Below are 22436 nucleotides of genomic sequence, written 5' to 3' on the forward strand. Positions count from 1 at the left end.
AGGCTAGCAGTTGCGGTTGCAGTTGCGGTTGCAGTTGTTGTTGCAGCTGTTGTTGCAGTTGTTGTTGCTTTGTCCTTTTGTTGTCATCCCGCAGGGATCTGCTTCTGCCTTTGCCTTTGTTTCTGTCTTTGCCGTTGCTTGTTCTTTTGTTGCCATCCCGAAGGGATCCGCTTCTGTCTTTGTCTTTGCCTTTGTCGTTGCTTGTTCTTTTGTTGTCATCCCGAAGGGATCTGCTTCTGTCTTTGTTCTTTTGGACACTGTCGAAATCCTGTCAAGCCCTCCCCACGCGTATCTCCTTTCTCATCAACCAGATACGCGTGGCGTATGAGTTCCCCCAATCCGCTAAACTAGATCTAGAAATAAAGAGGAGCTGGTCCATTACCAAAGTATCGTAACCCCTTTGGTTGCACGAATTTGGCCGTAACCCCTTTGTTAAGACGAATTTGCAGCGGTCTGCAAGACCTAAGTTATTCATTCAGAGGAATTTACGCGCGGGATATAGGGGGGAGGGGGGTGCCTACCGCCAGCTCACAGCCAGATGCCACCGCAACTTCCGGTCCATCGTCTTCTCGAGCACATGGGCGTACTCCAGCAGCTCTGAGAGCACCTGCTCGCCCTCGGTTCCCAGCTGCTGCGGATCGTTCTCCAGAGCCCTCAGCAGCGCCCGCACGGTCGTCAGGCCCTCGCTGGGCGAGTACCACTGCGGCGGCGGCAAGCGGCGCAACAGATCCTGGTTCCCGGCACCCTCTTCAATCAAGAGCGACATCGAATTCTCATCCGCCGAAAAGAACTCGATCAGCGGGCGAACCCCTAATCGAAGCGCCAACCGCTCCAGCGCATCCTCATGCCGCGCCAGCGAGCGCCCGTTCACAAAAATATCGAATCCAGGGTCCTCGCCCTCGACCACAATGTACATGGAAGCAGCCATTAACCGCAGTGTACCTCGACGGTCAAGCGCAGGAAAGTATCACCGAAGCGACAGCATGGTCTCCTCGTCGCCGGAGTTCAAAAATAGAAGCATCCCAGCACCTGCGGCCAGCAGAATCGTGCCACAGGCAAGCCGCACCGTCACCTCAGGCCGGACGAGAACATAGCTCTCCAAAATAGTCAGCAGCGGAATCAACAGACACCGCGCAGCAAATCGCACCGGAGGCATCTCTCGGAGCAACCAAACGATGAGGACAACCTCGACCACATCCACCAACGACCCGATTGAGATAACCGAAGCCAATTCGCTGACTCTCCAGACGGCGTCCCGACTAACAACACTACACACCAGTAAAAACGCGGCATTCACAAGACACACCGCAGCCACCGCCTGCATCAGATCAACTCCGCGCAGCAGCCGATACAGCCACACGCTCGACAGCCCAACCAGCACCACCGCTGCACAAACCGCGCCAAGCATCAATCGACCGAGAAGCGTCCCGGAGAAGCCCATCGGCAACAGTAACAAGAGCCCACCTAGCCCTGCCAGCGCCGGAATAAGAAACCGCCTGACGCCGCGCTCTTCATCTCCAGCCGCGATCACCATCACCACAACCACAGGAACCATAGCAAACAACGCAGATCGGCTGATCTCCGACACGCTCCCTTGTGTCCACTCCACAACCGCTACGGGAACCCCAAAGAATCCCACACTCATCAAGCCCAGATGCAGCCCTTCGCGCCACGACCACCCTTTGCTCCCTCCAAGCAACAGAGCAAACACTCCAATCACCGCATAACGAACGCCCTGTTGTTCAATGACCGGCAACTCCTCCCCATGAGGAATCACCCAGGACGTCGCAGACAGGATACAAAGCACCGCAAACGCAATCCACACAGAACGGTTCATGAACTCCACTCGCGACAGAGACAGAAAGACCGCGCCAATGCGCGGTCTTTCTGGTTATGCGTAAGGTAAAACCTACCGATTGCCGCCACCACCCGAAGGTGCCCCGGAACCCGAACCGCCCGGTCTGCGACCACCGCGGCGACGTCTTCCGCCGCCCGGCCGCCTCTGGCCGCCAGGAGCATTCCCTGCCTGACCTCCGCCCGCAGGAACAGGAACCGCACCATCAGCGCGATTGAAGTTTGGCTCGTCCGTAGGATCGTCACCGTCATCATCAAAGTCGTCGCCCTCTTCATCCGTGGCAACATTGTCTCCACCCTGCGCTTGCTCCGTCCGAGGATGCGATGCACCTGCTTCGACGTTCGCCCCATCGGTCCCTATCTGACCCGGCTCCGGAAGACCGAGCTTCGCGCGCTGTTCACGCAAAACAGCCTTCCTTGAAAGCTTGATGCGATTCCCTTCGATAGCCAGCACCTTAACCAGGATCTGGTCGCCTTCACGAAGCTCATCCTTGACCTCCTTCACGCGGTGCTCCGCGATCTCGGAGACATGCAACAAGCCATCGGTTCCGGGGAAGATCTCAACAAACGCACCGAACTCGGCGAGACGAACCACCTTGCCCAGATACGTCTTTCCGATCTCAGGCACCGCAGTCAGATCGCTGATCATCTGGATCGCTCGGGCAAGACCGTCAGCATCGCTCGAAGCGACATTGACCCGTCCCGTATCGTCCACATCGATCTTTACGCCGGTCGCATCAATGATGCCGCGAATAACCTTTCCACCCGGCCCAATCAGATCGCGGATCTTGTCCGTAGGAATCTGAATGGTGTGAATACGTGGCGCAAACTGCGACTTCTCCTGATTCGCACCAGCGATCACCCCGTCCATCGTATCCAACAGGAAGAGCCGGCCTTGCCGCGCCTGCTCCAGCGCCTCACGCATAATCTGCGGCGTGATGCCCATGATCTTGATGTCCATCTGCAGCGCGGTAATTCCCTTGCGGGTACCCGCAACCTTGAAGTCCATATCACCGTAGTGATCTTCCGCACCGGCAATATCGGTAAGAACGGCATAGTTTTCGCCTTCCTTCACGAGGCCCATGGCAACGCCCGCGACTGATCCCTTGATCGCGATACCAGCCTGCATCAGCGCAAGTGAAGCGCCGCACACAGTGGCCATCGAAGACGAACCATTCGACTCCAGAATGTCCGAGACCACACGCAGCGTGTAGGGCGACTCATCCTCAGCCGGAAGCACAGCCTCGATCGCACGCGATGCGAGCGCACCATGGCCAATCTCTCGCCGTCCTACGCCTGACATACGTCCAACTTCACCAACGGAGAACGGAGGAAAGTTATAGTGCAGCATGAAGCGACGCTTCTGCTCGCCCTCGTAGCTCTCGAGACGCTGTGCATCGTCCGTGGTTCCGAGCGTTGCACTAACGAGCGCCTGCGTCTCGCCGCGGGTAAAGAGCGCTGAACCGTGAACACGGGGCAGAACGCCAACTTCAATCGTCAGGTCGCGAATCTTATCGAATGCGCGATGATCCGGCCGAATCCGGTCCACCAGAACCTGATCGCGGAAGATCTTCTCGCGCAGAAGCTCGTAGTACTTGCTCAACTTCTTAGCAGCCGCAGCATCTCCCTCTGGTAAGTCCTTCTTGAGCTCGTCCTTGATGTCCTTCACCAACGCATAGCTCTCGAACTTGGGATGCTTCTGCGTGTCGAGCGCGTCCTTCAACCTCGCGCCAATCTTATTGGTCAGCTCATTCAGATAGTCATGATCGATCTCGACCGCGCTAACCTCTCGCTTCGTCTTACCCGCACGGCTCGCCAGATCCTCAATAGCCGTGCAGATCTTCTTGATCTGCTCATGCGCAAATTCGATCGCATCGACCACACGGCCTTCAGCAACTTCCTTCGCGCCGGACTCGATCATCACGATGCCGTCCTTCGTGCCGACGACCATGATGTTCAACTGACTCTTCGCACGCTCGGCGTAGGTCGGATTCACGACGAACTGATCGTCAATCAAACCAATGCGCACCGCCCCAACCGGCCCATGGAAAGGAATGTCACTCAGTGCCAAAGCGCAGCTGGCGCCATTGATACCGAGCACGTCGGGATCATTCTCTTTGTCCGCGGAGTAGACAAACGCAACCACCTGGGTCTCATTGCGAAACGCCTCAGGAAAGAGAGGGCGGATCGGACGGTCGATCTGACGGCTGGTCAGAATCTCCTTCTCGCTCGGACGCCCCTCGCGCTTGATGAACCCTCCGGGGATACGGCCACCGGCATAAGTAAACTCGCGGTACTCCACGGTCAGCGGGAAGAAGTCGATGCCTTCCTTCGGATCGGGCGATGCAACGGCCGTTGCCAAAACTACGTTGTCGCCACTTGAAGTCAGCGCTGCGCCGGAGGCTTGTTTCGCCATGCGTCCGGTCTCGAACTTGATTTGCTTGCCGCCGGCAAGCTCAACTGTCACATCTTGTTTCATGTTGCCTCTCTTCTCTCGTCTTCGTTTGATTAAGCCTGAGATCGCGTCATCCGTTAATCGGGCGCGAAAAAGCGCAGCTTTGCGAAGCGGTTATCGAACCGCCGGCAAGCTGCGCTGTAATAAGTCGTTTGAAAGCTCGCATCCGCACGCGGTCTGAGCCACAGGAACGAAGCCGCGCTCTCCCATCGTCAGCAACCCCATCGCCAAGGTCTCGCTCGACCTTGCACGAGGTTAGCAGCCGAATGAGAACGGGCCGTATATGCTCCCATAGTTTGTACGGTGTCTCCGGAGATGATGCGGTTACTTGCGGATTCCGAGTTTGCCGATGACCTCGCGATAACGGTCTGCGTCACACTTCTTCAGATAGTCCAGCAAACGGCGACGCTTGCTGACAAGCATCAGAAGACCACGGCGTGATCCATGATCCTTCTTGTGTGCTTTGAAGTGTTCCGTCAATTCGCCGATGCGCTCGCTCAAAATGGCGATCTGTACCTCTGGACTCCCGGTGTCTGAGTCGTGCGTGCGGAACTTTGCAATAATGTCTGTCTTTTTAGCGGATGCCAACACAGCTGTTTCTACTCCTAATTCTTCTAGTTCACTCTTAGTGTCTGCATAAGGATAGCACCGCTGGCGCAACCCGGCAATCGTGGGAGGCCAGCGGTGCTAAATGATTTTGGACAATTTAAGCGATATGGGTCTTCAAAAACTCGAGCGAACGCTCCCGCGCCAGCTTGGCCGAGGCTGCATGGTAGCTGTTCGGATCCACATCCCGGTTAAACGCATGCCCTGCACCCTCATAGACAAAGATCTCTACCTCAGGATGAGCCGCACGAACTGCCTCTATCTGATCCTGCCCGATATGGGTATCGTTTGCGCCGAAGTGCAGCATCACCGGGCAGCTCGGCTGTTCGGTTGCAACTGAACCAACACCGCCGGCATAGTAGCCAACGCAGCACGCAGGCTGCATCTTATAGTCTTCGCCGCGCGTCGCAACCAGCCAGCTCGTCAAACCACCGTAGCAGTAGCCAATCACGCCGATTCCTTTGCCTGCCGCCTTCGCCCACTCATAGGCCGCGGCAACATCCATCAGCGTCGTCTCTGGCTTCAGCATGCCGTAGAACTTATAGGCCTTCTGCATATCGTCAGGCTGATAGGTCAACTGCACGCCAGGCTCGAAACGGTCGAATATCGCCGGTGCAATTACCAGAAATCCATCTTTCGCATATCCATCGACAACGCTGCGGATGTGCGCATTGACGCCGAATATCTCTTGAACAAGAATCAGTGTTCCTATTGCTTGTCCTGCTGGCCGCGCGACGTAAGCGCCCAGCTCATGCCCATCCTGTGCCTTCAACTTGATCCATTCACTCATGAATTCAATCATATCCAACGGTGCATCAAGATTGGATCTAGGCTTGTCAAATAAAAGTAAAAACGCACAATCAAACCTGGGCGTCTCCCGCACAACGGTGATCGACCAGGCTTCTGATGTTCTTCACTCTTATCGCGGCCTGGAGTCCGAATAGCTTTTGATCTCACGTGTCCACCGAAGAAACCGAAGAAATTGCCTCTTCTCCTTCCAGAACACGGTCCAAAAGTCTCGCGCACGAATCGTCTCCGCCCGCTGACCGGAGTATGTTTCGAGTCTCCATCGCAGATAGGCGCTTCGCCACGGTCTCAGTCTGTTGCCGCGCGTCGCGTTCCACAAAAATCTGAATTCTTCGCCAATACCAGTCGCCACTCCTCTAGTATATTCAGTCACGCCAATCGAAGAGTCTCCTTCGTTCAACACACTCTTAGCGCGAATCTCTGTCCGACGTTTGCGGTGCCACCCGTCCCCGGCACGCCAGCCGGCGCACGGCCGGACTTTCTGTCTCAGTAAACGGCTAAAACGCGAAGACTTAGAAAGACCGACTCAGTACGCCGAATGGTTACATGCGGATCTACGATCTATCTCATCGCCTGAAAGAGATCCTCTTGATTATCCAAAGTGCTGATGACGCTCAGCAGGGCCTGATGCTGAGTTTCAGCAGAAGATAGTTGCGTAGCCACTGTCTCCGGGTTCGCAGAAACCAGACCGCTCTGTGCTATCTCAAGCTGGGCTCCAGTCGTCTGGGCGAACGTATTTGCGGAGTTCATCTGAGCCAGTGAACTATCAAGGGCGCTCCGCTGAGTCGACAGCTGATCGAGAGCGGTCTTGAGCGTCGACGTATCTGCCGTGATGGTCGCAGTCGAGGCGCTACCCGAGATATCGGCGGCCAACTGGCTAAGAGCACCGATTACGCCAGTGGTTCCGGTACCAAACACAGTAGATCCAGGTAGATTCACCTGGAGCTTCTGCCCGCTCGGGGTCTCAAGAAACTGCACATTCGTGTCTCCTGCATACGTAACCGTTGCCGGAGTCGTGGCTGTATTCAGCGTGAAGGGCTGAACCGATCCCTGGCTACCGCTAAACAGGAACTGCCCTTGAAAACTAGTGTTCGCAAGTGACACCACCTGATTCAGGATGCCGTTCAGAGACTGCGCGACACTGGCATTGTCCGACGGGTTCTCTGTGCCGTTGCTGCCCTGGACCGCGAGACCAAGCGCCTGCGTAATCTGCGTCACGACATCTCCAAGAGTCGAGTCAGCAACCTGCATCATCGATGCCTCGCCCGAAGATGTCTGAACAAACGTATCGTATTGCTCAATCTGGCCATCGAGAAGGGTACTCTGTGCCGCCGCGACCGGGTTGTCTTGAAGCTGAGAGATGCTCATTCCGCTCGCCAGCTCGGATGAAAGCGTGTTGATCAAATTGCTGGACTGGTTCAGCGAGCCCGATAGGTTCGTGATGAAATTTGGATCGACTCTCAATGCCCTCTCCTTATTCGGTGTCTGTGAAGCTTGCCTGTTCCGGTGTCTACTAGCTCACCGTCGTCTCTTCACCAAGATTGATTGCACTCGCCATCAGCGTGTTCACGATGTTGAAGACCTCCGACGACGCCTGATAGGAGCGTTGAAACTCCGTGAGATTGGCTGCTTCTTGATCGGTAGATACGACGGACAGCGAATCACGCTGCGTTGTAAGTTGTGTGAGTGTCGCCTGCTGTCCGGTGTTCTCTGTTGTTACTGTGGAAGCATCACTGCCAACCTGCCCCAGGAACGAAGCCAGAAAACCGGTCGCCGTCTGACTGCCCACGGTATTTGCGGTCGCAAGATTGGCGAGCGCCGTCGCATTGTCGTTGCCGGAAGATCCTTCGCCGGTTGTAGCGGCCGCAACTGCCGCCGGACCGGTTGCGGAGACCGTGATCAGCGCAGCGGCGCCAGTCTGGGTCGGAGGAAGGCTAAAGATAGCCTGGCCTGGATTCCCGTTGCTGTCGATGCCTGCCTCGTTCTGCTGATTCACGGCAGTACCGAGCGAGAACGCCAGGTTATCCAACTGGCTCGAATAAGTGGCCAGATTCTGGTCTCTCGCCTGCAGGGTTCCACCCAGGTCGCCGCCCGTCAGATTCGCGGTCACGTCCTGAGGTGGGTCCCCGGCCATAACGTGGGTGTTTCCTCCAACCTGAGTTGTGCTCATTGCGAACGACTGGTTGCCGCTTACCAAGAGTGCGCCGCCACTGGTCGTCAACGAGATGCCATTCTGCGATGTTGATATCTGATCCAGACCGACCAACTGAGACAGCTGGGCAATATCCTGTTGCCTCTGGTCTTCGAGTGTGCCGGCATCTCCAGTGGGACTTATACTGGCGATCTGTCCGTTGAGTGACGCGATCGAAGACGTGAGTGCGTTTACCTGCGTGGCGTCGCTCGAGACCTGCTGATTGAGACTCGACGACAGCTGCGTCAGCTGATTTGACGCAGTATTGAATGCGCCAGCGAGTCCGGCCGCAGCAGCGAGCACGCTTTGCCGCGTTGCCGTACCGGAAGGATCGCCTTCCAACGCAGACAAGGAAGTAAAAAGACCGTTGATGGCACTGCCAAGCGCCGAGGAAGTCACCGCGGACGAGTTTGCCGTCGACGAAGTGGAACTCAAACCGAAGATATTTTCCACTTGCTGGAGAGCCGACCCGAGTGCCCCACTCTGGGCAACGGCCTGGGTCTGTTGCTGGACGCGCTGTTCGAGAACGCGGTCTCTCTGCGACGATTCGGTCGCTGTGACACCTGTGCTCTGGACGCCTCCGCTCAGTGAAACAGAGTCCTCCGTCGCGAAGTTCACAACTTCACGCGTGTATCCCGGAGTATTCTGATTCGCCACATTGTTCGCAGTAACATTCAGCGCGAATTGGTCGGTCATCAAGGCCTGTTGCGCTATGTCTAATACCGATGTCAGTGTGCCCATTGGTCTCTCGTATCTCTCCCGTTCAGGTGTTTGAGTGAATCCAGGTTCGCCTCGCAGTTCCGAACTATGAGGTCGAGCAGATGCTTCTTTGCCAGCATTGCGTTGATGCCGCCCTTGCCCCAGGTGATGCTGTACTGCGCCAGGGCGGAGATCTTTTCTTCCGGAGTTTTTAGCCTGTTCAGGTCGAGCACTGTGATCGCCTGGACGGTCTCGTCGAGTGCTTCGGCCACTGCTTGATCACTCGTCGCCATCATTTCGATAGTCCTTCGATGATCTTGTCCGCCACGTCCGATGACGATACGTTGTAGTCTCCGGCAGCAATTGCCTGCTGCAACGAGGCAACTTTTTCATATCGAATATCCGAACCTTCGAGTGCCTGGGTGATGACGCCGCCAGCCGAACTCAGCTCTGCCTGATCAAGATGGTCTGCCCTTTCGATAGATGCCGTGCTGGCAACTGCCACGCTCTCGGGTCTGTTCGCCTGTTCCACCGGCTTCGCACTGGATGGCGCGCTGGAGTTGACCGACTGCTGCAGGCTATCGATTCCATTTGCAAAACTCATTTTGAACCTCCGTCTACTTCACTATATCGGCGGCGAATTAAAAAACTTTAGTACCCAGTTGCCTTCTTTTCGGACTTCGCTTGGCGCTCCGACGTGATCTGTGAGACGACCTTTCGAGCGATCCCAAATCCGCCCCCCTTCGAGATGGCTTTTGCCATCGTCTCGGATCCAAAGCTGCTTAGCGTGTCAAAGGTTGCGTCCTCATCCTTTACGTCGCCCCCCCAGCTGTCCTGACCATGCTGCATCGGCTTCAACAGCTCCTGCATCATCGTCGCCTCAAACTGCTGCGCAGCGTCTACCAACTTCGCCTGTTTCCGAGCATCGACTGCAGATGCAGGTTGACTTGAAAGATCTGTATTGATGTTCATAGCACCTCAATCTCTGCTTCCAGTGCGCCCGCCGACTTCATCGCCTGCAGGATTGAGATGACATCTCTTGCCGATGCCCCTATTGTCTGGAGGCTTCGAACCAGGTCGTCGACAGTTGCTCCCTGTTTCAGTTCGATTCGATTCACCGGCTTATCTTGTGCATCGATTCTCGTCTGTTGCACCACCTGGGTCGTACCAGTGGAAGAGAAGGCGTTTGGCTGCGACACCTGGAACTCGCTTACGACGTTGACCGCCAGTCCGCCGTGAAGAATGGATACCGGCTGTAAGACAACCGTCCCTCCAATCACGACCGTGCCCGTCCGCTCATTTACGACCACCTTTGCCCGGGGATAGACGGGAACCTCGACGGACTCCACCTGGGCGAGAAGCGCGGGAATGTCTTCTCCATTTGCCACCGATAGATCGATCTGCCTGCTATCAACGACACGTGCTGCATCTCTTCCCAGTTCAAGATTGATTGCTTTTTGCATCGCCTCGGCGCTGCGAAAGTCTGCATCGTTCAGCAGAAGTGAAAACTCTTTCCGTCCCGCAAGTTCGAGAGGAACACCACGCTCCACCATTGCACCTAAAGGAACCCTTGCAGTATTTGGATGGTTGAACTGCTTGATGTTTCCATTCACGCTGATCGAATATCCACCGACGACGAGCGGCCCCTGTGCCTGCGCGTAGATCTTTCCATCCGCACCGTAGAGCGGCGTCATCAGAAGCAACCCACCTTCGAGGCTTCTCGCGTCGCCTGCGGAAGATACCGTAATATCCAGCTTGGTTCCAGGTTTTGCGAACGGTGGCAATGTCGCTGCCACAAATACTGCGGCAAGATTTTGTATACGGATCGATGCGGCCGGAACGCTGACCCCCATTCGAAGCAGCGTCGAGGTCAACGTTTGAACAGGGAACGTTGTCTGCTGGCTATCTCCGGTGCCCTGCAAGCCGACAACAATGCCATAGCCTACCAATTGGTTATCGCGAATGCCTTCGATCGACGAGATGTCTTTAATCCGCGCTTCTCTCGACACCACTGGAGGTGGATCGGATGCAATCGCCGTCGCAGTCAACGTGAAAGGAACCATCAACAGAGTGACGATGCCGGCCGCGGCTGCGCTTTTTGTCACCTTTGTCATCCAGCATGTTTGTACTTTGTTGCTAACCATCTGAGCCCGCATGATTCACCATTAGAAGACCAAAAGATTTTGCAGGAACCTGATCACAGGGTTCTGGCGGTGGGTGTAGTCGTTGATAATGCCCTTGCCTCGAACCTCAAGTTCAAGACTGGAGATGGCGGTTGAAAGTACCTGGTTTTGCTGAGAGATATCTTCAGGACGCACCAGGCCACGAAGCAGGATCGTCTGCGTCTGCTGACTGAACTCGACCTGGCGCGCCGCCTCGACCACAAGCATTCCGTTCGGCAGCACCTCCACCACCTGTCCGCCAAACGTCGTATTCAAGCTCGAGTCGGTCGCACTGGTACCCTGAGCGTTCAAGGCAGACGATGAGTTTTGGGTGATGATATTTTGCAGTGCATTTCCAGCCTTCAGCTTGCCGAACAAGCTAGAAATTGCAGAGTTTGCAGAGGAGGCCCGCGAATTTTTTACGGTCCCGTCTGTCGAAGACGTCAGATTTTCGGCGACCACGACCTGGATAAGATCATGGGGCCGCATGGCACGAACGTCAGTCGTCATACGAGTAAGTCGGCCGCTGTCTGCCCATATAGATCCTGGAGCAGCCTGCAGTGTCGAATTTTCCGCACGAACCCGGTCCAGATAAGCGGTCAAGGACGTGGCTGCAGCGTTGGGCTTTGGCTCGATTGCCTTCTTGATGGATGCTATTTGTGCTCGCAACGAAGCCGCAGCCAAAAGCAGAAGAAGTACAACGACCGTTCCGGCCATAAACCTACCCGGACCACCCTGCCCACCTCGACCACCTCGACCACCGCGCTGAAGCGATTCCGGACAGAGCGGTGCCCCCATGAGACCCAGACTGGCGTCCGCCTGGCCACCGCTGCCGAGATAAAAGTTATCTGATAGTTGATTCATTATGGTTGCATCTCCACATCCGCCCTTCCACGAACGACACCCGCAAACTCGGCTCTGGTCGACTGATCTTCTGTGCTGCGACGAAGCAACCGTACCCGTATCAACTTCCCCAAACCGCCGTTCTCTTCTGCCACGCCAGCCATCTCGATTCGTAAAACCGCCTCTTGTCTCCACAATCGAACCGTGTCACCAACGTGAACCAACGGAGTTGTGTGGGCGTTATCGGGAATCATCTGCGGTTCGCTGAGTTGTAGCTGTTGCGCAGCTCCTGCCTGTTCTGTTTGAAGAGAAAAAACAGGACGCTCGGGGTGATCGCAGCTCGCAATCATCGCCCATCGTTGACCTGACATTGGATCCGTCTGAATACTCGTCACCCAATATCCACCTGCTGTCAGCGGCGCCTGTGACGAACCTGGCTTCATGGACTCGACCGCGGCCGTTGGCGTGCTGTAGCAGGCGGCCCGCGCTGATGCGAGACCCGCCACGCAAAGCATCGAAGACCAGAAGAGACGATATCTGCTTGGGTAACAGTGACGATAGCTCATGACGCTCCTAGCGAATCAGGCCGTTGATCTGGGAGTACATATCGTCTGCTACGTGAATGACTTTGGAGTTACTCTCATAGGCACGCTGGGCCAGAATCATCTGAACAAACTCTGTGACCACGTCGACGTTCGAGTTCTCGAGGCTACCCTGCTGCAGCGTGCCCATCCCGCTGTTTCCGCCCGGCGCGTCCGTAATCGGATTGCCCGATGCGGTTGTCTGCTGCAGAAGATTGCCGCCAATCGAACTCAGTCCACCGGGGTTTGGAAAGTTCGCCAGCTGCATCGTTCCAAGTTGCGCGGCGTTTGTCTGCCCCGGCAGCGTCGCTGTGACCACTCCATATTGAGAGATCACGACATTGCTCGCATTGGCCGGAACTGTGATCGCGGGCAGCACCGTGTCTCCATCCGAGGTCACGATCGTGCCTTGATTGTTGACCTGAAAGTTGCCGGCCCGGGTGTAGCCGATGGTTCCGTTTGGCAGCGATACCTGAAAAAATCCTGCGCCCTGAATCTCAAGGTCATAGGTATTGCCAGTCGTGTTGGGATCGCCCTGCGTCATAATGACTTCGCTGGCCGATGTTTTGGTTCCGAGGCCAACCTGCAGGCCAGCCGAGATCGTTTGCTGACTGTCGGCCGCCCCCGGAGTGACCAGATTCTGATAGATCATGTCTTGAAACTGGACCTGTCGCTGGCGAAATCCTGCGGTCCCTGAGTTAGCAAGATTGTTCGCAATAGTGTCCAGATTTGTCTGCTGGGCACTCATGCCGCTTGCCGCTGTATATAAAGCACGAATCATTTCAAGCTCCTTTTCCTAAAGTTGTGGCAACACCTTCCGAACAGATCCCCGTCAGACGCGCGGCAGATCCTCCGACGCGGTCTTGTCAAAGTCGTTGTTGAAGACGCTGAGTGCTTTTTGCATCATCTCTGCCTGTCGCTGCACCAGGACCAGTTGCATCGTTCCGTGAACAGCATCTTCGTTGGCTCCTTCCACCGCGCCCTGTTCCACCGAGGCGTTCGATGGAATGGGCTTCGCACCATTCGCAGAAAAACGATTCGCTCCCTCTGCAGTCAGCACAGACTGATCGGCAAAGTCAAAGACACCGACCTTCCCCACGACCGCGTTGCCATCGACCGTCGCAACAGAGACACTCCCGTCGGGCGAGACGTTGATGGTGCCGGTAGGGATGTTGATTGGCTTCATGTTCCCGTCAAGCACCGGCTCGCCCTGGCCAGTTTGGAGGACTCCCTTCGCCGATCGCGCGAAGGAGCCATCTCGTGTGTAACGAACGCCGTTTGCCGTTTGAATGGCAAAGAATCCCTGGCCCTCGAGCGCCAGGTCGAGTGGATTACCAGTCGTCTTCAACTCGCCTTGGCCAAGATCGAGCCTGTTGCCGCCCAAGACGCCGAAGCCATTGACGGACGAGCCCACCTGTGACGCGGTCTCCGGGTCCTGATCTACCCCTCCAGCGAGGACGCCGCTGAAGTAGTCACGCTGTGCTCGAAACCCGGCTGTTCCTGCATTGGCAAGATTGTTGGCGGCTGTATCGAGCGCTTGGGTGCGCGAGAGGAGTCCGGTGTATGCTGCGTAGGTTCCGCTATCCATGCCACGTGCTAAAGCAGTTCAGTGGCCGAAGTCGGAGAGCCGACGGTTAGAAGACACTAAGAGTGGGCGTTCAAGATTGGCTCGAAGTCGCCGATACAGCAATCAGACCAAATGTAGTTCTGGGAGGGTCGGTTGCGAGCTCTAATTATTGATGATTCGGCTGTGATGAGGAAGGTAATCGAACGGGCGCTGGGACAGGCTGGCCTTGACCTGACCGAGGTGTTGCAAGCCTCCAATGGTGAGGAGGCACTCCAGACTCTTCGGGACAATCCAGGTGGTGACAACGCTTTGGGATTGATTCTGAGTGATATCAATATGCCGGTGATGGATGGGCTGCAGTTTCTCGAGGCGAGGAAGCAGCAGAATCTGGCGCCAGGCGTGCCCGTCGTCATGATTACGACGGAAGGGAATGAATCGTTTGTGATGCGGGCCATTGCGGCAGGCGCGCAGGGTTACATCTGCAAGCCGTTCACCGCGGACCAGGTGAAGGCGCGCGTGCTTCCGCTGCTGCGACCGGTATAGGCGACCTATCGTTAATCTGTCGCGGATCGGTTGTTGCCGCTTTTTGAGGCTATCGCGAAACATAAATCAGGAGCAGGAAGAGGACGATTGTGGCAAATGTGCACGATGAGGCAGTGACTCGGCTCGACTCGGCAGTCTCAGAGGTCTTCGAGACGATGCTGGCGCGAAGCTGCGACCCTTTGGATGGTGATGTGGACACGGTAGATGGGCGGATCGTGGCGAGGATTCAATTTACAGGCGCAGTCGATGGCGAGTGCCTTCTCTACGCAAGCCAGGCAACGGCATCGGTAACGGCCGAGGCTTTGCTCGGGACTCCATCGGAGCCGCACGATCCAATGGTGGCCGACGCAATCGGTGAGCTCTGCAATATGATCGCCGGCGGCTGGAAGAGCAAACTCGCGTCGCCCGACTCGAACTGCTCGATCTCCACTCCGGCAGTGACCCGCGATGGACTCGAGGGATATCAAGCCAAATTCACAACCAGGTTCAGCCGAAACTATTCCTTTCAGGGAAATGTCTTTGGCGTCGTACTCGCCTTTTAAGCGGTCCCCACTCCCCTTACCGGGGTACAACCATGGAGACGGTGTGCGCATGCCACCGCTGATCTCTTGTGCTGCACAGGAAAGCCCCGACGGATGCGGGGCCTTCTTGGTTTAAATGCTCTTTCGAAAAAATAACCGCACGACCCTCCTCGGCTCGAGATGCGGTCAGCATCCACGATCAGGATGTCAGTACAATTGGACGCTGCCGAAGCGATGTAAAGTACGATATCGTTGCGGGAGTGACCATCGTGAGCCTCGAGCGTTACACTCAGGCGGTCCTGCGGGTGCCTTCGTCTTGGAAAAGACCGAGGGTGACTCGGGAGGCACCGCTGTCAGCATTGATCGCCTGCTCCTATCTGAAGAACTAAACCGACTCGAGGAGAACTGTTTATGACGGAGAACCAAACGCGCGCGGATAACATGAATTCGGAGAAGCTTGAAGCACCGAGATTCGAAGATGGAGATACGAAACTCATCGCAGGGTTGCGCGGTCACTACACAAACGAGACGATGAGAGACATTCCGGCGCTATGGCAGCGCTTTGCGCCTTACATCGGCAAGATTCCCGGACAGGTTGGTCACGTAGCCTACGGTGTGTGTTTTCCTCTGTCTGACGGATTTGACTATCTCGCTGGGGTTGAGGTGCTCAGTGCAACGGAACTTCCCGAGGCCTTCAACACGGTGACGATGCCGGTCCAGCGATATGCGGTCTTCTCGCATCGGGGCCACATCTCGAAGCTTCAGGACACCTGCAATGCGATCGAGCGCGAGTGGTTGCCAAGATCCCAGTACGCCTTCGTTCACGGGCTACCGGGTACACCGGGTTTCTTTGAGCGTTACGGCGAGAGCTTCGACCCCCAGGTCGGCGCAGGTGATGTTGAGGTATGGGTACCGATCAAATAGGCGAGTCTTGAACGGAAAGCTGACACCTCTTGCGATGCTGGAAGTCCCAAGACTACCCCGTCCCAGATAATCTGCTCCTGTTTGGCGTGCCTCATGGGCAGCAGACAGGGGAGTCCCCAAAATCTGTCAAGACCCCATCCGCCCTAAACCGCTGTCGTAACGAGAGTTATGCGTGGCGTATTTACCCTAACCATTCCTCTATACTTGAAGAAGTGGCCAAAACGTCGCGCCACAGAACCTTGGGGAAAGGGCCTTTTTCGCCCTAACTCCTTTGCTGAGACGAATTTGGACGCAAGTCCTTTATTTGGACGAATTTAGAATAATAGGTCGCGCTTAAGTTATTGATTATAAGTAACTTACGCACGAGATATGGGGGGGGGAGGGTATGGCAACGACCGACGATACGACAAATGAGACGACCGGCACCGTAAACCGCCCTGCCTCGCCAACCATAGGCATACTAGCCCTTCAAGGTGCTTACGAAGCCCACGCAAGCACCTTGGCCAGCCTTGGCGTTCCGACCAGACTCATCCGCACTCCGGACGAACTCTTCACCAGCGAAGGCCAACCCAGCGTCGACGGCCTCATCATTCCCGGTGGCGAATCCACCACCATGCTCAAGTTCCTTGAGCGCAACCGCTTCCTCGACACCCTCACCACGTTCATCAGGACCACCCCAACGTTCGGCACCTGTGCCGGCGCCATCCTTCTGGCCAAAGACGTCCAGCACCCCGCCCAAACCTCCCTCGGCGCCCTCGACATCACGGTCGAGCGCAACGCCTACGGTCGCCAGATCGACTCCGCCATCCTCACCGCCCCCACCGAACTCCCCGGCGGCCCACTCGAGATGGTCTTCATCCGCGCTCCTCGCATCACCCGCACCGGTCCCGAAGTCGAAACCCTTGCCTCGCGCGACGGCTTCCCTGTTCTAGTCCGCCAGGAACACATCCTTGCCGCCACCTTCCATCCCGAACTCGGCCACGACCCTCGCGTCCATCAGCTCTTCCTCGAAATGATCGGCTCGAGCAAAACACCCAGCTCTGATCGCTCCATTACGCCATCTTTACGTCCGAGTTAATAGCATTTGGACTATGCCTTCCTATCCGGCCACGACCAAGATCATCAAGTCAGGCAGATCCAACCGCATCTTTCTCCTGTTCACCGGCAACAGAAAACAATCCGACGACGCCACCGCAGATAGCGTCACCGAGAAGTTCATCTTCATTCTGATGATGGCCTTCGCCACGGTCGCCTGCATCTGCATCATCTACGCCTTCGTCAGAGGCACACTAGGCTAAAGACCGCCAGAGCGCCGACTCGCAGACAAGATATCCTGCATATGTGATCTGTTCCTGCCTCACGAGCGCCTGCCTCACAAACGTTTGGAGCGATCAGGCCGTGATCCTTCGCCCGTGGCTGCTTCCTGCAGACGGAAGTACTCATGGCCTCGCCCTTGACCACCACCTCATCCTCAACCTCTGGATCGCCCTCGCTTTACTCGCTCTAGCCCACCTGATCCTGTTCATCGGTCTCCTGGCCAAACGCAGCGCCGAACCAACTCACCTCTGGCGCATCGAATACCTTCCCCTCTCCGCCCTCGCCCTCCTCTTCGGCACCCTTACCCTCAAAGCCGAGCGCCTCTGGGCAGCAACTCGCTACACGGGAGCCTCGCTCACCGCCCTCCAGGTCGAGGTCACCGGAGTCCAGTTCGCCTGGTACTTCCGCTACCCAGGCCCCGATGCCACCTTCGGAACCACCCGCCCAGGCCTCGTAGCCGCCGGCGAAGGCAATCCCCTCGGCCTCGATCCAACCGACCCTCACTCCGCCGACGACAACATCTCCTCCGAACTAATCCTCCCAGCCAACCGCGAGGTAGACCTCCGCCTCAACGCCCAGGACGTCATCCACGGCTTCTCCATCCCCGAGATGCGCCTCAAGCAGAACGCCGTTCCCGGCCAGACCATCCACCTCCACTTCACCCCCACCACCCCCGGCACCTACGCCATCCTCTGCACCCAGCTCTGCGGCCTCGGCCACTACCGCATGAACGCCACCCTCCGCATCCTCCCACCCGATCAATTTGCAACATGGCTCGCCGCAAAACAGAAGGCGGCCCAATGACTCCGCGCTCCAACACCCGCACAGATCAAGCCCGAATCCCCAAACCTGACTCCCTGATCTCTCGCGTCTTCACCACGGATCACCGCATCATCGGCATCCAGTACCTCATCCTCGCGCTCGTATCGGTGGTCATTGGCACGCTCCTATCGCTGCTCATGCGCATCCACCTCGTCTGGCCCGACTGGCCACTCCCACTCCACGGCCCCATCCTCCCCGAGGACTACCTCGCGCTCGTCACCATCCACGGGACGATCATGCTCTTCTTCGTCCTCACCACAGCCCCGCAAGCCGGTTTCGGCAACCTCATCCTTCCCGCTCAGATCGGCGCCCGCGGCATGGCCTTCCCCACGCTCAACGCGGCCAGCTTCTGGCTGACCGCATTGGCCCTCCTGACCCTCCTCAGCTCTACCTTCGTCCCCGGCGGCGCCGCCATCTCCGGCTGGACAGCCTACCCACCACTTAGCGCCATCCCCAGCGCAGGCCCCGGCCAAGCCCTCGGCATGGACCTCTGGCTGACCAGCATAGCCCTCTTCGCCATCGCCTCCACTGCCAGCTCCATCAACACCCTCACCACCATCATCCGCAACCGCTGCGCCGGCATGATTTGGGAGCGCCTCCCCCTCACCGTCTGGGGATGGTTCACCGCCGCACTCCTTAGCATCATCGCCTTCTCCGTGCTCCTCGCGGCTATCCTCTTGCTCCTCTGCGACCGCCACGCGGGCACCAGCTTCTTCCTCCCCACCGGAGACTTGGTCAACGGCGTCCTTCACCACGGAGGCAACGGCAGCCCCCTTCTCTGGCTTCACCTCTTTTGGTTCTTCGGACATCCGGAGGTCTACATCGCCATCCTCCCCGGCATGGGCCTCACCTCGATGCTCCTGGCAAACTTCAGCCACCGCCGCGTCTTCGCCTACCGCACCATGATCGCAACAACCCTCCTCATCGGCCTCCTCGGCATCCTGCTTTGGGGACACCACATGTTCGTCGCCGGCCTTAATCCTTTCGCCAGCTCCGCCTTTTCCATTTCCACCATGGCCATTGCCCTACCCGCCGCCGCCAAGGTCCTCAGCTGGCTTGCAACCACCTGGCGCTCCCGCCCCAGCTACAAGACGCCCATGCTCTTCGCCCTCGGCTTCGTCAGCCTCTTCATCACCGGAGGCCTAACCGGCCCCATCCTCGCCCAGCCAATCCTCGACGAGTACCTCCACAACACCTTCTTCGTCATCGCCCACTTCCACCTCATCATGGCGATGGCCGGCATCTTCGGCCTCTACGCGGCAACTTACTACTGGTTCCCCCTCATCACTGCGACTCGCACGCGCTCAGGCCGCCTCATGTCCGAACCCCTCGGCCGATTCCACTTTTGGAGCACCCTCATCGGAGCCTACGCGGTCTTCCTCCCAATGCACCTGACTGGCCTGGCAGGCGAACCACGCCACTACGCCCAGCTCACCGGCATCCCCGGCCCTGGCGGCTCGCTCAGTCCTGCCGGAGCGCTCCTGGCTCACACCATACCGCTCAATCACTTCATCACCTACGCTGCCATCTTCCTCGCCGCGGCCCAGCTCCCCTTCCTCTTCAACCTAGTCCGCAGCCTGCGCCGCGGAGCACCCGCCTCCAGCAACCCATGGCACGCCACCACCCTCGAATGGCACCCGGCCCTGAATCCTTTTTCCCCCTCATCCGCATCCGATACACCAGAGATTTCTGTCTACCGTGCCCCATGCCACTATCGGTCCATACAGGCCGAACTCACATTCCTGCCACAATGGATCCCCAACACCGTCGATCAGGTCGAAATCAAAGAAGCCACAAGCGCAAAACCGGAGTAAGCTGTCCACAACGCATGGTCTAAGAGGGCACCTTCATGCCGGCAACCATCACACCGAATAAAACTGAGCAGGAACGCAAGCGCCGGGTAGAAGACCACGACAACGGTTCAGGCCGACGGCCGCCAACCGACAAACGAACCGGCGGTGGCGGTGACAACGACAACTGGAACGACCGCCCCCACGGCCGCCGCGGCCCTTACGAGCGCCTCCATCGCTACCGCATGGGCATCTTCTTCGCCCTCGCCAGCGATCTGATGTTCTTCGTCGCCATCGTCAGCACATTCTTCGTTAACCAGTCGACCGGGCACTTCGACGCCTACAACCACTACGTCAACGAGTGGCTCCCCACCACCATCCCGCCCATCCTCTGGCTCAACACAGCAGTTCTCCTCCTCAGCTCCGCAACAATTGAGATCGCCCGCCGCAACATGTTCCGCGAGACCGACGTCATGGACGAGTGGCTCGGCCTCGGCAAACCCATCACCCGCCGCGCGCTCCCCTGGCTCTCCGCCACCATAGCCCTCGGCCTGCTCTTTCTCGCCGGACAGTGGACTGCATGGCGCCAGCTTGCCGTGCAACACATCTTCTTCAAGACCAACCAGAGCAGCCACTTCTTCTATCTCATCACTGGCGTCCACGCGATCCACCTCTTTCTCGGCATCGGCGCTCTCATCGCTGCATTCACAGGGCTCTACGTCTCCCGCCAACTGGAGACACGCCAAATCCTTGTCGATGGCGCTGCATGGTATTGGCACGCAATGGGCATCCTCTGGCTCTTTCTCTTCGCACTCCTGGCGTTCTTCCAATGAAGCAGTCGCACCTGTTGCGAATCCTATTGATCGCAGTTTTTCTTTCAATCGCACCTTCAGCACGCCCCCAGGGCTGCACGCAATGTCAGGACAACACGGCCGCCACACCGCCTAAAACACAAGCCGCCTACCGTCACGCCATCATCTTCATGACCGCCACCGCCAGCGGCTTATTCCTCGGCACTCTCGTTCTCCTCAAGCGCCACCGCTAAGCCCCCTGAATAAAATCCACACCGGAGGCTCAAGGTGATCACTTGAGCGAACGTTCAAGCGCATGTTTTGCTGAAGTCCTGATGCTCACCCGAAGAAAATTTCTGATCACTGGCACCCTTGCCACAGCCAACACACTAGCCCTCCCCTACGCACTTCGCGCTCAAGCTCTTAAGCGCCTCCGAAATCTCCCTACCCTGTTGGCGCAGTTGGAGCATTCCAACAACTGCAGACTCGGCGTCGCCGTCTTCGACACAGGCACAGGCGAAAAAACAGGCCATCGTCCAGACGAACGATTCGCGATGTGCAGCACGTTCAAGATGCTCCTCGCAGCAGCCGTGCTGCAACGCGTCGACGCCGGCCACGAACACCTCACCCGCACCATCGCTGTCCCTGCAAAGCCTCTTGTCTCTCACTCCCCTGTCACCGAACAACACGCAGGCGCGGAGATGACCGTCTCGACTCTCTGCGACGCCATACTTACCCAAAGTGACAACACCGCAGCGAATCTTCTACTTACCGCCATAGGCGGTCCCAGCGGCATCACCAGCTTCGCTCGTTCGATCGGCGACAAGGTAACTCGCCTCGACCGCACCGAAACATCGCTCAACGAAGCTTTGCCAGGAGACCCACGCGACACCACCTCACCGACCGCGATGATCGGAAACCTGCAAGCTCTTCTCCTTGGCAGTGTCCTCTCTGAAAGCTCGCGCAAACAACTCATCAACTGGATGGTCGCGAACGAATACGGCAACAGCCGCCTTCGCGCATCCCTGCCCACCGGTTGGCGCGCTGCTGACAAGACCGGCGCCAACGGCGATACCACCACCAACGACATCGCAATCTTCTGGCCCCCACACCAATCGCCCGTACTAGTCAGCGCCTACCTCACAGAGTGCCCTGGCACCGACGCAAAGCGCGACACCATTCTTGCCGAAGTCGGACACCTCGTTATCTCCGCTATGCAATCAGCCTGACCCTGAAGACCGTTCAGCCCGAATCTCGGCATCGGACCGCTTAATACGGAAGACCTTTCGCTCGCTCTGCCTTCATCGCACGCATGTACCAATCGAACTCGTCGAAGAACTTTCCACTCTTCTCCGCCAACTCCTGAGTTAGTGCCACGCCATCCTCACTAAGCGACTTATCTATTGCAGGAACCGCCTGCAGCGTAGGAATCGTCGGCATTCCCACCTCCGCCAGCAATACTCTCAGTTGCATCGCCGCGCGAACACCACCGAACGGCGTTGCTGAGTAACAAACAATCGCTGATGGGCGAAAAAAATACTCCTCCAGAAAATAATCGATCAGGTTGGTCAACCCGGGAGGAATGCTGTGGTTGTACTCTGCGCTCACCACGCAAAACCCATCGACTCGCGCATAGAGCTTTGCCAATGGAGCAAGCTTCTCATGCAGCTTTTCGTGCTTCGCTGAAGTGTCCTTTTTTATCTCCTTCCACATCTTGTCGAGCATCGGAAGCTTTAAAACCGCGGCATCCACAAGCACCGCCTCGTGCCCTCGCTTTTCAAGCTCTGCCGCAACCCACTTCGCAGCCCGGTCTCCCATCCGTTCGCTTCGCACCGACCCAAGCAACACCGCAACCACCATAGAAGTCACCTCGCCAAATGAGATGCATTTCTACAAAGCACAGCGGTCAACGCATGATTCAGAATCGCATTCGACAAAGTTTTAATTCGATCAAACAAAAGTC

General features: G+C 57.2%; 27 protein-coding genes. 11 read left to right on the top strand and 16 right to left on the bottom strand.

The window, feature by feature from the left end:
• Window positions 1-10 precede the first annotated feature (10 nt).
• Window positions 11-328 (top strand): hypothetical protein, encoded by a 318-nt coding sequence (locus RBB82_RS00300; protein ID WP_433973127.1) that lies wholly within the window; start codon window positions 11-13, stop codon window positions 326-328.
• A 189-nt stretch (window positions 329-517) separates the two neighbouring features.
• Here RBB82_RS00300 and RBB82_RS00305 read toward each other — a convergent pair whose 3' ends face one another.
• The 15 genes from RBB82_RS00305 to RBB82_RS00375 all read right to left on the bottom strand — a co-directional run bounded on the left by RBB82_RS00305 (window position 518) and on the right by RBB82_RS00375 (window position 13786).
• The gene (locus tag RBB82_RS00305) at window positions 518-916 is read right to left on the bottom strand and encodes a hypothetical protein (RefSeq protein WP_433973128.1); all 399 of its coding nucleotides are present in this window, start codon (window positions 914-916) and stop codon (window positions 518-520) included.
• Window positions 917-967: 51 nt separating this feature from the next.
• A complete protein-coding gene (locus tag RBB82_RS00310) occupies window positions 968-1837 on the bottom strand; it encodes an EamA family transporter (protein ID WP_433973129.1) in 870 nt (289 codons plus the stop codon).
• A 72-nt stretch (window positions 1838-1909) separates the two neighbouring features.
• Window positions 1910-4333, bottom strand: a complete 2424-nt coding sequence (gene pnp, locus RBB82_RS00315; protein ID WP_433973130.1) for a polyribonucleotide nucleotidyltransferase — start codon at window positions 4331-4333, stop codon at window positions 1910-1912.
• A 300-nt stretch (window positions 4334-4633) separates the two neighbouring features.
• A complete protein-coding gene (gene rpsO, locus RBB82_RS00320) occupies window positions 4634-4900 on the bottom strand; it encodes a 30S ribosomal protein S15 (protein WP_158791899.1) in 267 nt (88 codons plus the stop codon).
• 115 nt (window positions 4901-5015) lie between these two features.
• Window positions 5016-5705 carry a dienelactone hydrolase family protein gene (locus RBB82_RS00325; RefSeq protein WP_433973131.1) on the bottom strand — a complete coding sequence of 230 codons (690 nt, stop codon included), beginning with the start codon at window positions 5703-5705 and terminating at the stop codon, window positions 5016-5018.
• A gap of 578 nt (window positions 5706-6283) precedes the next feature.
• On the bottom strand, window positions 6284-7186 hold the full coding sequence (locus RBB82_RS00330) for a flagellar hook-associated protein 3 (RefSeq protein WP_433973132.1): 903 nt from the start codon (window positions 7184-7186) through the stop codon (window positions 6284-6286).
• A 49-nt stretch (window positions 7187-7235) separates the two neighbouring features.
• Window positions 7236-8654 carry a flagellar hook-associated protein FlgK gene (gene flgK / locus RBB82_RS00335; protein WP_433973133.1) on the bottom strand — a complete coding sequence of 473 codons (1419 nt, stop codon included), beginning with the start codon at window positions 8652-8654 and terminating at the stop codon, window positions 7236-7238.
• A complete protein-coding gene (locus tag RBB82_RS00340) occupies window positions 8642-8908 on the bottom strand; it encodes a hypothetical protein (protein ID WP_433973134.1) in 267 nt (88 codons plus the stop codon). Before RBB82_RS00340 ends, flgK begins: the two co-directional genes overlap by 13 nt.
• Complete coding sequence (gene flgM / locus RBB82_RS00345) at window positions 8905-9216, bottom strand: flagellar biosynthesis anti-sigma factor FlgM (RefSeq protein WP_433973135.1); 312 nt, start codon at window positions 9214-9216, stop codon at window positions 8905-8907. Before flgM ends, RBB82_RS00340 begins: the two co-directional genes overlap by 4 nt.
• A gap of 47 nt (window positions 9217-9263) precedes the next feature.
• Entirely contained in the window at window positions 9264-9584 is a 321-nt protein-coding gene (locus RBB82_RS00350) for a hypothetical protein (protein WP_433973136.1), read from the bottom strand.
• The gene (locus tag RBB82_RS00355; RefSeq protein ID WP_433975453.1) at window positions 9581-10675 is read right to left on the bottom strand and encodes a flagellar basal body P-ring protein FlgI; all 1095 of its coding nucleotides are present in this window, start codon (window positions 10673-10675) and stop codon (window positions 9581-9583) included. The genes RBB82_RS00350 and RBB82_RS00355 overlap by 4 nt, the downstream gene beginning before the upstream one ends.
• A gap of 102 nt (window positions 10676-10777) precedes the next feature.
• A complete protein-coding gene (locus tag RBB82_RS00360) occupies window positions 10778-11638 on the bottom strand; it encodes a flagellar basal body L-ring protein FlgH (RefSeq protein ID WP_433973137.1) in 861 nt (286 codons plus the stop codon).
• Window positions 11638-12183 carry a flagella basal body P-ring formation protein FlgA gene (locus RBB82_RS00365; RefSeq protein ID WP_433973138.1) on the bottom strand — a complete coding sequence of 182 codons (546 nt, stop codon included), beginning with the start codon at window positions 12181-12183 and terminating at the stop codon, window positions 11638-11640. The genes RBB82_RS00360 and RBB82_RS00365 overlap by 1 nt, the downstream gene beginning before the upstream one ends.
• Before the next feature lie 7 nt (window positions 12184-12190).
• Window positions 12191-12979, bottom strand: coding sequence for a flagellar basal-body rod protein FlgG (gene flgG / locus RBB82_RS00370; protein ID WP_433973139.1), 789 nt, complete (start codon window positions 12977-12979; stop codon window positions 12191-12193).
• Between the two features lie 51 nt (window positions 12980-13030).
• A complete protein-coding gene (locus RBB82_RS00375) occupies window positions 13031-13786 on the bottom strand; it encodes a flagellar hook-basal body protein (RefSeq protein ID WP_433973140.1) in 756 nt (251 codons plus the stop codon).
• 132 nt (window positions 13787-13918) lie between these two features.
• Between RBB82_RS00375 and RBB82_RS00380 the strand changes: the two genes are divergently transcribed.
• The 10 genes from RBB82_RS00380 (at window position 13919) to bla (ending at window position 21702) form a co-directional block, all read left to right on the top strand.
• Window positions 13919-14308: a response regulator gene (locus tag RBB82_RS00380; protein ID WP_433973141.1), complete on the top strand. Its 390-nt coding sequence runs from the start codon at window positions 13919-13921 to the stop codon at window positions 14306-14308.
• Window positions 14309-14397: 89 nt separating this feature from the next.
• Complete coding sequence (locus RBB82_RS00385) at window positions 14398-14850, top strand: chemotaxis protein CheX (RefSeq protein WP_433973142.1); 453 nt, start codon at window positions 14398-14400, stop codon at window positions 14848-14850.
• 390 nt (window positions 14851-15240) lie between these two features.
• Window positions 15241-15753 carry a GyrI-like domain-containing protein gene (locus RBB82_RS00390; RefSeq protein WP_433973143.1) on the top strand — a complete coding sequence of 171 codons (513 nt, stop codon included), beginning with the start codon at window positions 15241-15243 and terminating at the stop codon, window positions 15751-15753.
• 385 nt (window positions 15754-16138) lie between these two features.
• Window positions 16139-16831 (top strand): pyridoxal 5'-phosphate synthase glutaminase subunit PdxT, encoded by a 693-nt coding sequence (gene pdxT, locus RBB82_RS00395; RefSeq protein ID WP_433973144.1) that lies wholly within the window; start codon window positions 16139-16141, stop codon window positions 16829-16831.
• 13 nt (window positions 16832-16844) lie between these two features.
• Window positions 16845-17051, top strand: coding sequence for a hypothetical protein (locus tag RBB82_RS00400; RefSeq protein ID WP_433973145.1), 207 nt, complete (start codon window positions 16845-16847; stop codon window positions 17049-17051).
• A gap of 100 nt (window positions 17052-17151) precedes the next feature.
• Window positions 17152-17874, top strand: coding sequence for a cytochrome C oxidase subunit II (locus tag RBB82_RS00405; RefSeq protein WP_433973146.1), 723 nt, complete (start codon window positions 17152-17154; stop codon window positions 17872-17874).
• Window positions 17871-19706, top strand: coding sequence for a cytochrome c oxidase subunit I (locus RBB82_RS00410; protein ID WP_433973147.1), 1836 nt, complete (start codon window positions 17871-17873; stop codon window positions 19704-19706). Before RBB82_RS00405 ends, RBB82_RS00410 begins: the two co-directional genes overlap by 4 nt.
• 35 nt (window positions 19707-19741) lie before the next feature.
• Window positions 19742-20515: a cytochrome c oxidase subunit 3 gene (locus RBB82_RS00415; protein WP_433973148.1), complete on the top strand. Its 774-nt coding sequence runs from the start codon at window positions 19742-19744 to the stop codon at window positions 20513-20515.
• Window positions 20512-20727: a copper resistance protein CopC gene (locus RBB82_RS00420; protein ID WP_433973149.1), complete on the top strand. Its 216-nt coding sequence runs from the start codon at window positions 20512-20514 to the stop codon at window positions 20725-20727. Before RBB82_RS00415 ends, RBB82_RS00420 begins: the two co-directional genes overlap by 4 nt.
• Window positions 20728-20769: 42 nt before the next feature.
• Window positions 20770-21702 (top strand): class A beta-lactamase, encoded by a 933-nt coding sequence (gene bla / locus RBB82_RS00425; RefSeq protein WP_433973150.1) that lies wholly within the window; start codon window positions 20770-20772, stop codon window positions 21700-21702.
• 40 nt (window positions 21703-21742) lie between these two features.
• Here bla and RBB82_RS00430 read toward each other — a convergent pair whose 3' ends face one another.
• Window positions 21743-22333: an NADPH-dependent FMN reductase gene (locus RBB82_RS00430; RefSeq protein WP_433973151.1), complete on the bottom strand. Its 591-nt coding sequence runs from the start codon at window positions 22331-22333 to the stop codon at window positions 21743-21745.
• Window positions 22334-22436 lie beyond the last annotated feature (103 nt).

The organism is Tunturiibacter lichenicola (genome assembly GCF_051013355.1).
Classification (GTDB): domain Bacteria; phylum Acidobacteriota; class Terriglobia; order Terriglobales; family Acidobacteriaceae; genus Edaphobacter; species Edaphobacter lichenicola_F.

Coding starts and splice junctions, on each gene's coding strand:
- RBB82_RS00360 (WP_433973137.1), bottom strand. CDS start 11,638: ATGAATCAACTATCAGATAACTTTTATCTCGGCAGCGGTGGCCAGGCG.
- RBB82_RS00305 (WP_433973128.1), bottom strand. CDS start 916: ATGTACATTGTGGTCGAGGGCGAGGACCCTGGATTCGATATTTTTGTG.
- RBB82_RS00365 (WP_433973138.1), bottom strand. CDS start 12,183: ATGAGCTATCGTCACTGTTACCCAAGCAGATATCGTCTCTTCTGGTCT.
- RBB82_RS00310 (WP_433973129.1), bottom strand. CDS start 1,837: ATGAACCGTTCTGTGTGGATTGCGTTTGCGGTGCTTTGTATCCTGTCT.
- flgG (WP_433973139.1), bottom strand. CDS start 12,979: ATGATTCGTGCTTTATATACAGCGGCAAGCGGCATGAGTGCCCAGCAG.
- RBB82_RS00415 (WP_433973148.1), top strand. CDS start 19,742: ATGCCGGCAACCATCACACCGAATAAAACTGAGCAGGAACGCAAGCGC.
- RBB82_RS00350 (WP_433973136.1), bottom strand. CDS start 9,584: ATGAACATCAATACAGATCTTTCAAGTCAACCTGCATCTGCAGTCGAT.
- RBB82_RS00340 (WP_433973134.1), bottom strand. CDS start 8,908: ATGATGGCGACGAGTGATCAAGCAGTGGCCGAAGCACTCGACGAGACC.
- pnp (WP_433973130.1), bottom strand. CDS start 4,333: ATGAAACAAGATGTGACAGTTGAGCTTGCCGGCGGCAAGCAAATCAAG.
- RBB82_RS00325 (WP_433973131.1), bottom strand. CDS start 5,705: ATGAGTGAATGGATCAAGTTGAAGGCACAGGATGGGCATGAGCTGGGC.
- RBB82_RS00355 (WP_433975453.1), bottom strand. CDS start 10,675: ATGGTTCCTTTCACGTTGACTGCGACGGCGATTGCATCCGATCCACCT.
- RBB82_RS00430 (WP_433973151.1), bottom strand. CDS start 22,333: ATGGTGGTTGCGGTGTTGCTTGGGTCGGTGCGAAGCGAACGGATGGGA.
- flgK (WP_433973133.1), bottom strand. CDS start 8,654: ATGGGCACACTGACATCGGTATTAGACATAGCGCAACAGGCCTTGATG.
- RBB82_RS00390 (WP_433973143.1), top strand. CDS start 15,241: ATGACGGAGAACCAAACGCGCGCGGATAACATGAATTCGGAGAAGCTT.
- RBB82_RS00410 (WP_433973147.1), top strand. CDS start 17,871: ATGACTCCGCGCTCCAACACCCGCACAGATCAAGCCCGAATCCCCAAA.
- RBB82_RS00375 (WP_433973140.1), bottom strand. CDS start 13,786: ATGGATAGCGGAACCTACGCAGCATACACCGGACTCCTCTCGCGCACC.
- RBB82_RS00400 (WP_433973145.1), top strand. CDS start 16,845: ATGCCTTCCTATCCGGCCACGACCAAGATCATCAAGTCAGGCAGATCC.
- RBB82_RS00420 (WP_433973149.1), top strand. CDS start 20,512: ATGAAGCAGTCGCACCTGTTGCGAATCCTATTGATCGCAGTTTTTCTT.
- flgM (WP_433973135.1), bottom strand. CDS start 9,216: ATGAGTTTTGCAAATGGAATCGATAGCCTGCAGCAGTCGGTCAACTCC.
- pdxT (WP_433973144.1), top strand. CDS start 16,139: ATGGCAACGACCGACGATACGACAAATGAGACGACCGGCACCGTAAAC.